The organism is Kribbella sp. NPDC050459, from assembly GCF_040655315.1.
Classification (GTDB): domain Bacteria; phylum Actinomycetota; class Actinomycetes; order Propionibacteriales; family Kribbellaceae; genus Kribbella.
Genome location: NZ_JBFAJQ010000002.1, coordinates 758,114 through 768,051, shown reverse-complemented (window position 1 = coordinate 768,051; position 9,938 = coordinate 758,114). Strand labels below are relative to the sequence as shown.

The window sequence follows — 9,938 nt, the reverse complement described above, 5'->3', positions numbered from 1 at the left end:
ATAAGCGGTATGAACCCAACGGAGGAGTTCCTCGAGCACCGGGAGCTGTTGTTCTCGATCGTGTACAACGTGCTGGGCAGCGTCGCGGACACCGAGGACGTGCTGCAGGAGACCTGGCTCGCCTGGTCGGGGCGGTCCGGCGTCCAGAACCCGCGGGCGTACCTTGTGCGCGTCGCGGTGAACGCCGCACTGGCCCGGCGTACGTCGATCAGCCGTCGCAAGGAGGAGTACGTCGGGCCTTGGCTGCCGGAGCCCGTCGTGACGCCGATCGACCCGGTGGAGCGCAGCGAGGCGGTGTCGCTCGCGGTGCTCGTCGTCCTGGAGACGCTGTCGCCGCTGGAGCGGGCGGTGTTCGTGCTGCACGAGGTGTTCGGGTACCAGCTGACCGAGGTCGCGGAGATCCTCGGGCGGACACCGGCCGCCGTCCGGCAGCTCGCCCATCGCGCCCGCGAGCACGTCCAGGCGCGACGGCCGCGGTTCGTCGCGGATCCGCAGGTGCGGCTCGAGGTGACGCAGCGGTTCGTCGACGCGGTCGTCGGCGGCGACCTCGACGCGTTGCTGGAGGTGCTCGCGCCGGACGTCACGCTGTGGGCCGACGGCGGCGGCAAGGCACGCGCGGCCGGGCTGTACCCGGTGCTCGGCCGGGACCGGATCGGCCCGCTGCTGATCGGCGACCGGATCCGGCGCCCGGTGCCGTCCCTCGACGTGCGCTACCGACGGGTCAACGGCGATCCGTCCGCCTTGCTGCTGTCCGGCGACACGCCGTTCGCGGTCGTCGTACTCGATGTCGAGGGCAACCAAGTCACCGGCATCTACGCGATCACCAACCCCGACAAGCTCACCTACGTGGAGATCTGATGACGCTACGGCTCGTCGTCCTGGTGACCGTCGCGATCAACGCGTTCTCCGGCACCGCCGCTCTGCTGCACTGGAAGCCGATCCTGCACGGGATGGTGAAGGCCGGTGTCCCGGAGTCCTGGCTCAGCTTCCCGATCGGGACCCTGAAGACGGCCGGTGCCTTGGGCCTGCTCGCCGGTCTGCTGGCGGGGTCGCCGGCGCTGACGGCCGCCGCCGCGATCGGCCTGGTGCTGTTCTTCGTCTGCGCGCTGTACACGCATGTGCGCGTCGCGGACTACACGGCACAGTTCTTCCTCGCGGTGTTCTTCCTGGGCATGGCGTGCGCCTCGCTGGTGCTTACCCTGACGGCATGACTGTGAGACCTGCTGTTGCCGGGGACGCGGAGGCGGTGGCTGCGATCTGGTACGCCGGCTGGCGTGACGGGCACCTGGGGCATGTGCCGGACGAGCTGGTCGCCGTACGGACCGAGGAATCGTTCTGGACCCGTGCGGCAGAACGGATCGCGGACACCACCGTGGCCGTCGTCGGGAACGAGGTCGCGGGATTCGTGATGGTGGTGGGGGACGAGGTCGAGCAGGTGTACGTCGCGGGCGCGCATCGCGGGTCGGGCGTAGCCGGGACGCTACTCACCGAAGCCGAGCGCCAGGTGCGCGCAGCGGGCCATCAAGCAGCCTGGCTCGCCGTCGCGACCGGTAACGCGCGGGCCCGCCGGTTCTACGAGCGCAACGGCTGGCGGGACGGCGGCGCGTTCGACTACCCGGCGACCGTCGGCACAGGCAGCATCCCCGTCCCGTGCCACCGCTACGTGAAGCCTGTCTGAACGCAGGTTTCCCCTGGAGTTGCGGCGTGCGGCAGGTACATCGGCCACGGATGGAGTTAGCGTGCCTCTCGCAAGCTTTTCCGGTTTTGGAGGGGTCACCATGACATTCCGGACATTCCGGGCATTCCGGGCATCCCGTACCTGGCGCCGGCCGTCCCGCCGCATGGTTCTGAGCAGCGTCGCGGCGGTCGCGATGACATCGGTCGTCGGCGGGGTCGCGTACTCGGCCGGTGTCGCGACGCAGCAGCCCGCGATCCAGACGTCGACGCCGCACAGCGAGAAGCAGGTCACCAACATCGACGTCCTGCGCCAGCAGTTGCGCAACTACTACGGCGACCCGCTCGGCTCCGGCACGTTCGCGGCGGACAGCAACTACGCGAAGGAAGCGCAGAAGGCGGCCGCGGCGGGCACGCACTGGATCTCCGCTGCGCACCACACCGGCGCAAAGACCAAGGCGATCGTGCTCGACGTCGACGACACCACGCTGGCCACCTGGAACTACGAGATCTTCAGCAACTGGGCGTTCAACCCGGTCACGAACGCCGACTACGTGCTGAACCAGCGGTTCCCGGCCGTCCCGGGCATGGTCGACATGGTCAAGACCGCCGAGCGGGAGGGGTACGCGATCTTCTTCCTGACCGGGCGCGGCGCCGCGCAGGAGCAGGCCACCCTCGGCAACCTCACCGCGGACGGTATCGGCATCGACGCCGGCTACCCGAAGCCGACGACGCTCAGCAACGGCGAGGACGGCCTGTTCACCAAGCCCGCCGTGGCGAACTACCCGGACTACCTCAAGCAGGCCTGCGCGAACGACCCGAACGGCGCCTGCACGACGATCCACTACAAGTCGGCCACCCGCGCGCACATCGAGTCCCTCGGCTACGACATCGTCGCGAACTTCGGAGACCAGTTCTCCGACCTGAAGGGCGGCTCCGCCGACCGCACCTTCAAGCTGCCGAACCCGAACTACTACCTGCCCTGACGCGGCAGCGCGCCGTACAGCAAGGTTCGAAGGCCGTCGGTCAGGGCCGGCTCGAACTCCAGCCGGAGTGCGGCCAGGCCCGGATCGGCCTCGTAGGCGGCCAGGATCGCCGGGACCGGATGGGAGTGGGACCAGAGCGCCCCCGCGAGCAGGCTCGCGTGGGCGATGAAGCGGCCCGCCCCGTCCGGCCCCAGTTCGGGCAGGACGCCGGCGATCACCGCGATCATCCTTTCGAACGCGACCGCGGCCGCGCGCTTGAACGCGAGCGCGGTCCCGGTCGTGATGTTGCGCTCCAGCACCGCCGCCTGTGAGCTGATCAGGTCGCAGAGCACCGGCCGCTTCGCCAGTGTGCCGACGACCGTCGCGACCAGACGCTCCGCTCGCTCGCCGGTCTCCGCGGCGGGGGAGATGTCCGCCGTCGCGCTCGCCAGGTCCTCCACCCAGGCTGCCAGTTCGCTGCTCGACAGCTCGAGCAGGACGGCCTCGCGGGAGTCGAAGTAGTTCAGCACGTTCGACTTCGCCAGGCCGACGCGACGGCTCAGCTCGTTCAGGCTGACGTCCGCGACCGGCATCTCGGTCAGCATCGCGGCCGCGGTGGCGAGGATCGTCCGCCGCCGCTCGGCTCGCTGCTCGGCACTCCGGGCGCGCTGGAAACTCATGCCCACAGTCTACAGACCGACGGTCTGTTGTTATCGGACCATCGGTCTGATAACGTCAGAACCGTAACAGACCATCAGTCTTTTATGGAGTGTGGATCATGTACGACGTCCCCGACCAGACCGGCAAGCTCGTCGTCGTCACCGGCGCCAACAGCGGGACCGGCAAGGAGGCTGCCAAGCGGCTCGCGGCCGCCGGTGCGCGGGTGATTCTGGCGGTCCGGACGCCGGCCAAAGGTGCGGCGGCGCGCGCCGAGATCCTCGCCGAGCAGCCGGACGCCCAGCTCGAGGTGCGGCGGATCGACCTCGCGGATCTGGCCTCGGTCCAGGAGTTCGCCGAGAAGCTCGCGGCCGACGAGCAGCACCTGGACCTGCTGGTGAACAACGCCGGCGTGATGACGCCGCCGGCCCGGATGACCACCAAGGACGGTTTCGAGCTGCAGTTCGGCTCGAACTACCTCGGCCCGTTCGCGCTCACCGTCCGCCTGCTGCCGCTGATCCTGGCCGCCCCGGCCCCGCGGATCGCGATCATGTCGAGCGGCGCGGCGTACCTGGGCCGGATCGGCTTCGACAACCTGCAGTGGGAGCGGCGCTACCGCCCGACCTCGGCGTACGCGCAGTCCAAGCTGGCCGACCTGATGCTCAGCAACCACCTCGCCAAGCTGTCGGTCGACCGGGACTGGGGCCTGGTCAGCGTCGCGGCGCACCCCGGCTACACGCGCACCAACCTGCAGACCGCCGGCGCAGCCCTCGGCCGCGAGCGCCCTTCGCTGCTCAACCGGCTGATGATGCGCTACAACCCGCTTCCGAAGCAGGACGTCGAGATCGGCACGGAGCCGCTGCTGTACGCCGCCGCCGACCCCGCGGCCAAGTCGGGCGAGTACTACGGACCCGCCGGACGCTTCGGCCTGGTAGGCCCGACCACGCTGGTCCGCAACCCGAAGAGCGCCACGGATCCCGAGCTCAACGCCCGGCTGTGGCAGGTCTCGGAAGGTCTGACGGGGGTCTCGCTGCCGTCTATCCTGCGCAAGTGACTGAATGGTCGAGCGGGGGAATCTACGAGTCGTACGTCGGGCGCTGGAGCCGGCTCGTCGCCCCGCAGTTCGTCGGCTGGCTGGAGCAGCCGGCCGGACTGCGCTGGCTCGACGTCGGCTGTGGCACCGGCGCGCTGACCAGCACGATCCTCGGGACGGCCGATCCGGCGTCGGTGCTCGGGATCGACCCGTCGGAGGGCTTCATCGACTACGCCCGGCAGGCCGTCCAGGACCCGCGGGCGGCCTTCGAGGTCCGGTCCGCGGCCGAGCTGCCGGACGGCCCGTTCGACGTCGTGGTCGCCGGTCTGGTGCTCAACTTCGTCCCTGAGCGGGTCGAGGCGCTGCGCCGGATGCGCGAGATCGGTACGACGGTCGCCGCGTACGTGTGGGACTACGCGGGCGGTATGCAGCTGATGCGGTACTTCTTCGACGGGATGCGCGACGTCCGGCCGCAGGACCGGGACCACGACGAGGGCCGCCGGTTCCCGTTCTGTACGGCGGAAGGCCTCGAGGCGATGTTCCGCGAGGCCGGATTCGCCGATGTGCGGACGCGCGAGATCGTCGTACCGACGGACTTCGCGTCGTTCGACGACTACTGGCAGCCGTTCCTCGGCGGGCAGGGCGTCGCGCCGGCGTACCTGCGCAGCCTGGATCCCGCGGACCAGGAGGCACTGCGGGAAGCGGTCCGGGCACGGCTGCCGATCGAGGCGGACGGGTCCGTCAAGCTGACGGCCCGGGCGTGGGCGGTAGCCGGCTGAGGTAGTCGTCGCGGAGCAGGCCGAACAAGACGTCATCGGTCCATTCGCCCTTGAACCAGGAGTTGGACAGCCGCAGTCCTTCGCGGGTGAAGCCGACGCGCTCGAGCAGCCGGGCCGACGCGGTGTTGCGGGCGTCGGCCTCGGCGGACACCCGGTGCAGCTCGCGGTCCACGAACAGGTGGTGCAACAGCCCGCGCACGGCTTCGGACGCGTAGCCCTGGCCTTGGTACTGCGTAGCGAGCGTGAAACCGAGGTCGGCCTGCATCAGGTTCTCGGACAGGTTCAGCCCGAGATCGCCGATCAGTACGCCGTCCAGGTCGACGGCGTACTGGAACCAGCCGGGCTCCTCCGGATCGCCTTCCGCGAACCGCTCGACCGTCCGCCGCGCGTCGTCGAGCGGCACCGGTGCGTCCCAGGACTGGAAGCGGGCGACGGCCGGATCGGAGCGGTACGCGGCGAACTGCTCGGCGTCCGCGGGGGTGAAGCGGCGCAGGATCAGCCGGTCGGTCTGCACGAACATCCGGTCATCATGTCAAGACCGCGCGCTCGACTCCGTCGTACCTGTGAGAGGAGAGCGCCGATGAAGTTCTTACTGATCCTGCAGGGTGAGGGTGAGCCGCGGCTGCAGCGCGACGAGTTCGAGCGGGTCGCCCAGGACGCCGGTGAACTGGTCAGCGGCGAACTGCTCGCGGACCGCCAGCTGTCGGTCTGCCTGCCGGCTGCCGAGCCGAACCGGATCGACGGGTACTACGTGATCGACGTCGAGAACCGCGACCGCGCCGTCGAACTCGCCCGCCTGCTACCGGACAGCCGAGCCAGCGGCCGCTCGGTCGAGATCCGCGCCGTCATGCACTCCACCGCTGCCGACTTCTGAGGGCTTACCTGAGCACCTTGAACCAGAGGCTGGTGGCGAGTGGGGTTTCGGTGGTGCTGAGGCGTTCCAGGCGGACGGTGCGGCCGCCTGGGTGGTCGAAGAGGCGGGTGCCGTCGCCGAGCATGACCGGGGCGTAGAGGAGCAGGACCTCGTCCAGCGCGCCGGCCTCGATGCACTGCTTGGCGATGTTCGCGCCGATGACGTTGACGTACTTGTCGCCGGCCGCCTCCCGGGCCTCGGCGAGTGCCTTCGCGAAGTCGTCGACGTACGTGACGCCGGCCTCCGGCGCGGGCGGCGGCCGGTGCGTGACGACGTACGCCGGTCCGCTCCAGCCACCGCCGAACGCCTCGCCCTCGCCGGCCTCGCCCTTGTACGGATCGTCGCCGTCGTGCGACCGGCGCCCGATCAGCAGCGACCCGATCCGGGGGATCAGGGCGTCGACCTCCGGGTTGGGGCCGAGGTACGGGCGCATCCACTGCATGTCGCCGCCCGGGCCGGTGATGAAGCCGTCCACCGACATCGTCACCGAGTACAGAACCTTCGCCATCGTCGTTCCTTTCGTTCGGTGGTGTTGAGACGAACGACGCGGGTAAAACTCATCGGCGGCGGCCCCGGTGCGGTCCGCGGACGGCTGGGTGGATAGCCTTCCGAGAATCCGGCTTTCCGGATCACGGCTGACGGATCGAGGTGCGGCGCGGCGATGCCCCGACACGACGACACGCACCGGCCGCCGCGCGCCGACGAAGCGGCCGCGATCGACCTCGCCCGCGCCTCCCAGGCCCGGGTCTACGACCTGCTGCTCGGCGGCAAGAACAACTTCGAGGTCGACCGGCAGTTCGTCCAGGAGCTGCTGAAGATCGCGCCCGAGATCTCCGAGCTGACCCGGCAGAACCGCCGCTGGCTGGCCGACGCGATCGGCCGGATGAGCGCGGACGGCGGGATCGACCAGTTCCTCGACCTCGGCGCCGGCCTGCCGACCGCGCTGAACACCCACGACATCGCGCTGCACGCCGACGCCGCGGCGAAGGTCGTGTACGTCGACAACGACCTGACCGCGGTCTCGCACGGACAGGCGCTGCTCGCCGACGACCGGCGCAGCTTCTTCGCCGACGCGGACGTCGCCGACCCGGCCGCGGTCCTCAGCCATCCCGCGGTGACCGAGGCGCTCGACCTGACCCGCCCCGTCGGGATCCTGCTCGGCCTGGTGCTGCACTCGATCCCCGACCCGGCCGGTGTCGTCGCGGACTACCTGGCCGCGGTGCCGTCCGGCTCCTACCTGGCGCTCACGCATCCGCTCAACCCGCGCGACGGCGGCCGGCTGGCGGAGTTCGCGACCGCGATCGAGGAGAAGCTGCGCGACGCGTTCCCGCACATCCGGTTCCGGACCCGCGACGAGATCGCGGAGCTCGTCACCGGGCTCGACCTGGCCCGGCCCGGCCTGGTCGACCTCGCCTCCTGGTGGCCGGACGGCGAGCGGACCCTGAACGCGTCCGGCACCGGCCGGCTCGTGCTGGTCGCCCTGGCCCGCAAACCGTAGGAATTCGCTGGTGTCCGGCGAGCACCCGGACCATGATGGGTCGCATGTCTGCCAAGGCTGCTGCCGCTCACTGATCGTCACCGCGCCCGATGACTCCCGGCGCGTCCGATCAAGCCCGTCCCGTGGACGGGCCCCTCAGCGTGCAGTCCATCAGCCTTGGAGCCGGTCTTTCCATGACTTCTCAGTCCTGGGTCGAGGTCGCGTGTGACGAGTCGGGGTTCTCCGGAACCAACCTGCTCGACCCCGCCTCACCCGTCATCACCCATGCCAGTGTCGATCTCTCCGTCCCCGCGGCCGCCGACGTGATCGACGTCCTGCGAGCCCGGCTGCACCGCCGGACGGAGTACAAGTCCAACCAGTTGCTGCGGCCTGAGCAGCGGCCCGCGCTCGAGTGGCTGCTCACCACCTTGCAGGGGCACGCCCATGTCCACGTCATCGACAAGACCGCGTACGTCGCCGCGCGGGTGTTCGAGCTGTTCACCGAGGAGCCGTCGTACGGCGCCGGCACCAGCCTCGGCACGGACCACTCGGAGCTCGTCCTGGCGCTGCGGCACCGGACCGGCTTCCTGGCCGCCTTCGTGGACCTGGCCAGGACGAAGCGGGTGCGGCTGATGGACCACGCCGCCGTCGACCGGTTCTTCGCGACGATGCCGGCCGACGTCCCGGCGTTGGGCGGGCTGACGCGGTCCCGCGTCGAGGAGGTGATGCAGCGGCTGATCGACGAGGACCCGGAGCTTCCGCCGCCGTTGGAGCCGCTGGTCCCGGCGCTCGCCGAGACGGTGCTGTACTGGAGCGCCGACGGTCGCCAGGTCGCCGTGGTGCACGACGAGCAGAGCGCGCTGACACCGGGCCGGGTGGCCAGGCTGGGCGCGTTCCTCGCCGCGGGTGCGGAGCCGGGGCCGCTGCGGTCGTTCGTCCAGGTCGATTCCAGATCCGATCCACGGGTCCAGGTCGCCGACTTCCTGGCCGGGATCGCGCGCCGGCGGACGCCGGACCTCGAGCAACTGCTGGAGCCCTACACCTGCGCCGCCACGAACTCCTCCCAGGTGTGAGTGCCGACGGTGGCGCCGGTGAGCGTGAGGTTGCCGCCCGCGCGGTACACCTTGCCTGCCTTGCCCGGGACGCGGATCGGCAGTGACAGCCGGTGCTTCCCGGTGGTTCGCAGGTAGTCGCGGGCCAGCTCCGCCAGGCTGTAGACCTTCGGGCCGACCAGATCGGGGACGAGGCCGAGCGGCTCACCGAGCGTCAGTTCAGCGAGCCGCTCGGCCACGTCCCGGCTGTCGACCGGCTGGAACCGGAGGCCGCCGGGCACCGGCAGGACGGGCAACTTGGCCATCGTCCGTACGGCGTTCCAGGCGAACTCGTGCAGCTGGGCAACCCGCAGCACGGTCCAGGGCACCGACGACCCGCGGACCGCCTGCTCGGCGCCGAGCTTCGACGTGAAGTACGTGAGCGGCAGCTGGTCGACCGCGGTCACCGAGATGTGCACCAGGTGCCCGACCTTCGCGCGCTCGGCCGCCGCGACCAGGTTCCGGGTGCCGATCTCGTCGCCCTTCGGGCCGCCGGCCAGATGCACGACGACGTCCACGCCATCCAGGGCCTGGTCCAGCCCTTCACCGGTCAGGAGGTCGACGGCCAGGTACTCGATGCCGTCGCCGCGGTCGTCCGCGCGCCGGCTGAGGACGCGGATCTTGCTGCCGGCCGCCTGCAGCAGCGGGACCACCCGGCGGCCGATCGTTCCGGTACCGCCTGTCACCAGGATCATGAGCTTCTCCGTTCCTCATCGTGCCTCTGCAGCGCTGACGGAGCCCGGTGGGCGGAGTGTGACCGAATGTGATCCGGAATACATCGGGGCAGAATGTCGAGGGCCTGCCGGCGCCTCCGACGTCCGGGGTGCACGGGATACCGACACAGGAGGTTCTGTCATGAAGTACGTGGTCCTGATCCACTCCAACCCGCAGCCGTGGGGTCACCCGACGATCGACTTCACCGAGGTCGGCCGCGCGATCCCGGCGGACGAGCGGGCCGCGATGGGCAAGGAGTTCGACGAGATGCTGACCGAGCTGTCCGCGTCCGGCGAGCTGGTCACCGGTCTGGCGTTGGACGCACCATCGACCGCCCGGACCTATCGCTGGGAGGGCAAGCGCCCGGTCAACACCGACGGCCCGTACGCCGAGTCCAAGGAACAGCTGGCCGGCTTCTTCGTCCTGGACTGCGCCACCCGGGCCCGGGCCGAGGAGCTGGCGGCCAAGTTCGCCGGTCCGGGCGACGTCATCGAGCTGCGCCCGGAAATGGAGTTCTGACGACGATTGCGGACAGTAACGCGCGGATGTGACGTAGGACGGGGTTTTGGAGTGACGTACGCCGTACCGCGGGCGCGGCCGGTCCCATAATCTGGGGGACTCACCAGGGGTCAGGA

The 9,938-nt window shown here is 70.2% G+C and carries 14 protein-coding genes; 10 read left to right on the top strand and 4 right to left on the bottom strand.

Annotated elements, in window-relative coordinates; translation table 11 throughout:
• Positions 1 to 9 precede the first annotated feature (9 nt).
• From sigJ to AB0I12_RS09705, 4 genes are all read left to right on the top strand, one after another.
• Positions 10 to 858, top strand: a complete 849-nt coding sequence (gene sigJ / locus AB0I12_RS09720) for an RNA polymerase sigma factor SigJ (RefSeq protein ID WP_359927065.1) — start codon at positions 10 to 12, stop codon at positions 856 to 858.
• Complete coding sequence (locus tag AB0I12_RS09715; RefSeq protein WP_359927063.1) at positions 858 to 1,211, top strand: DoxX family protein; 354 nt, start codon at positions 858 to 860, stop codon at positions 1,209 to 1,211. Before sigJ ends, AB0I12_RS09715 begins: the two co-directional genes overlap by 1 nt.
• The gene (locus tag AB0I12_RS09710; RefSeq protein WP_359927061.1) at positions 1,208 to 1,678 is read left to right on the top strand and encodes a GNAT family N-acetyltransferase; all 471 of its coding nucleotides are present in this window, start codon (positions 1,208 to 1,210) and stop codon (positions 1,676 to 1,678) included. Before AB0I12_RS09715 ends, AB0I12_RS09710 begins: the two co-directional genes overlap by 4 nt.
• Before the next feature lie 100 nt (positions 1,679 to 1,778).
• Positions 1,779 to 2,660 carry an HAD family acid phosphatase gene (locus AB0I12_RS09705; RefSeq protein ID WP_359927058.1) on the top strand — a complete coding sequence of 294 codons (882 nt, stop codon included), beginning with the start codon at positions 1,779 to 1,781 and terminating at the stop codon, positions 2,658 to 2,660.
• On the opposite strand, the gene AB0I12_RS09700 is transcribed toward AB0I12_RS09705, so the two are convergent.
• Positions 2,648 to 3,319 (bottom strand): TetR family transcriptional regulator, encoded by a 672-nt coding sequence (locus AB0I12_RS09700; protein ID WP_359927056.1) that lies wholly within the window; start codon positions 3,317 to 3,319, stop codon positions 2,648 to 2,650. The two genes, AB0I12_RS09705 and AB0I12_RS09700, sit on opposite strands and share 13 nt — an antisense overlap.
• A gap of 98 nt (positions 3,320 to 3,417) precedes the next feature.
• On the opposite strand from AB0I12_RS09700, the gene AB0I12_RS09695 reads away from it, so the two are divergent.
• Together AB0I12_RS09695 and AB0I12_RS09690 are read left to right on the top strand one after the other, a co-directional pair.
• Complete coding sequence (locus tag AB0I12_RS09695) at positions 3,418 to 4,350, top strand: SDR family oxidoreductase (RefSeq protein ID WP_359927054.1); 933 nt, start codon at positions 3,418 to 3,420, stop codon at positions 4,348 to 4,350.
• Complete coding sequence (locus tag AB0I12_RS09690) at positions 4,347 to 5,108, top strand: class I SAM-dependent methyltransferase (protein ID WP_359927051.1); 762 nt, start codon at positions 4,347 to 4,349, stop codon at positions 5,106 to 5,108. Before AB0I12_RS09695 ends, AB0I12_RS09690 begins: the two co-directional genes overlap by 4 nt.
• Here AB0I12_RS09690 and AB0I12_RS09685 read toward each other — a convergent pair.
• Entirely contained in the window at positions 5,071 to 5,628 is a 558-nt protein-coding gene (locus tag AB0I12_RS09685; protein ID WP_359927048.1) for a GNAT family N-acetyltransferase, read from the bottom strand. The genes AB0I12_RS09690 and AB0I12_RS09685 overlap by 38 nt on opposite strands.
• Before the next feature lie 60 nt (positions 5,629 to 5,688).
• On the opposite strand from AB0I12_RS09685, the gene AB0I12_RS09680 reads away from it, so the two are divergent.
• The gene (locus AB0I12_RS09680) at positions 5,689 to 5,982 is read left to right on the top strand and encodes a hypothetical protein (protein ID WP_359927046.1); all 294 of its coding nucleotides are present in this window, start codon (positions 5,689 to 5,691) and stop codon (positions 5,980 to 5,982) included.
• A gap of 4 nt (positions 5,983 to 5,986) precedes the next feature.
• Here the strand turns inward: AB0I12_RS09680 and AB0I12_RS09675 are convergent, their stop codons facing one another.
• Positions 5,987 to 6,529, bottom strand: a complete 543-nt coding sequence (locus AB0I12_RS09675; protein WP_359927043.1) for a dihydrofolate reductase family protein — start codon at positions 6,527 to 6,529, stop codon at positions 5,987 to 5,989.
• Between the two features lie 153 nt (positions 6,530 to 6,682).
• On the opposite strand from AB0I12_RS09675, the gene AB0I12_RS09670 reads away from it, so the two are divergent.
• Together AB0I12_RS09670 and AB0I12_RS09665 are read left to right on the top strand one after the other, a co-directional pair.
• Positions 6,683 to 7,519, top strand: a complete 837-nt coding sequence (locus AB0I12_RS09670) for an SAM-dependent methyltransferase (protein WP_359927040.1) — start codon at positions 6,683 to 6,685, stop codon at positions 7,517 to 7,519.
• A gap of 173 nt (positions 7,520 to 7,692) precedes the next feature.
• Positions 7,693 to 8,571 (top strand): DUF3800 domain-containing protein, encoded by an 879-nt coding sequence (locus tag AB0I12_RS09665; RefSeq protein WP_359927038.1) that lies wholly within the window; start codon positions 7,693 to 7,695, stop codon positions 8,569 to 8,571.
• On the opposite strand, the gene AB0I12_RS09660 is transcribed toward AB0I12_RS09665, so the two are convergent.
• Complete coding sequence (locus tag AB0I12_RS09660) at positions 8,535 to 9,284, bottom strand: NAD(P)H-binding protein (RefSeq protein WP_359927035.1); 750 nt, start codon at positions 9,282 to 9,284, stop codon at positions 8,535 to 8,537. The genes AB0I12_RS09665 and AB0I12_RS09660 overlap by 37 nt on opposite strands.
• A 160-nt stretch (positions 9,285 to 9,444) precedes the next feature.
• Between AB0I12_RS09660 and AB0I12_RS09655 the strand changes: the two genes are divergently transcribed.
• Complete coding sequence (locus AB0I12_RS09655; RefSeq protein ID WP_359927032.1) at positions 9,445 to 9,822, top strand: YciI family protein; 378 nt, start codon at positions 9,445 to 9,447, stop codon at positions 9,820 to 9,822.
• The last annotated feature ends 116 nt before the right edge of the window (positions 9,823 to 9,938 follow it).

Coding starts and splice junctions, on each gene's coding strand:
- sigJ (WP_359927065.1), top strand. CDS start 10: ATGAACCCAACGGAGGAGTTCCTCGAGCACCGGGAGCTGTTGTTCTCG.
- AB0I12_RS09695 (WP_359927054.1), top strand. CDS start 3,418: ATGTACGACGTCCCCGACCAGACCGGCAAGCTCGTCGTCGTCACCGGC.
- AB0I12_RS09660 (WP_359927035.1), bottom strand. CDS start 9,284: ATGATCCTGGTGACAGGCGGTACCGGAACGATCGGCCGCCGGGTGGTC.
- AB0I12_RS09670 (WP_359927040.1), top strand. CDS start 6,683: ATGCCCCGACACGACGACACGCACCGGCCGCCGCGCGCCGACGAAGCG.
- AB0I12_RS09685 (WP_359927048.1), bottom strand. CDS start 5,628: ATGTTCGTGCAGACCGACCGGCTGATCCTGCGCCGCTTCACCCCCGCG.
- AB0I12_RS09680 (WP_359927046.1), top strand. CDS start 5,689: ATGAAGTTCTTACTGATCCTGCAGGGTGAGGGTGAGCCGCGGCTGCAG.
- AB0I12_RS09665 (WP_359927038.1), top strand. CDS start 7,693: ATGACTTCTCAGTCCTGGGTCGAGGTCGCGTGTGACGAGTCGGGGTTC.
- AB0I12_RS09700 (WP_359927056.1), bottom strand. CDS start 3,319: ATGAGTTTCCAGCGCGCCCGGAGTGCCGAGCAGCGAGCCGAGCGGCGG.
- AB0I12_RS09655 (WP_359927032.1), top strand. CDS start 9,445: ATGAAGTACGTGGTCCTGATCCACTCCAACCCGCAGCCGTGGGGTCAC.
- AB0I12_RS09675 (WP_359927043.1), bottom strand. CDS start 6,529: ATGGCGAAGGTTCTGTACTCGGTGACGATGTCGGTGGACGGCTTCATC.
- AB0I12_RS09710 (WP_359927061.1), top strand. CDS start 1,208: ATGACTGTGAGACCTGCTGTTGCCGGGGACGCGGAGGCGGTGGCTGCG.
- AB0I12_RS09705 (WP_359927058.1), top strand. CDS start 1,779: ATGACATTCCGGACATTCCGGGCATTCCGGGCATCCCGTACCTGGCGC.
- AB0I12_RS09715 (WP_359927063.1), top strand. CDS start 858: ATGACGCTACGGCTCGTCGTCCTGGTGACCGTCGCGATCAACGCGTTC.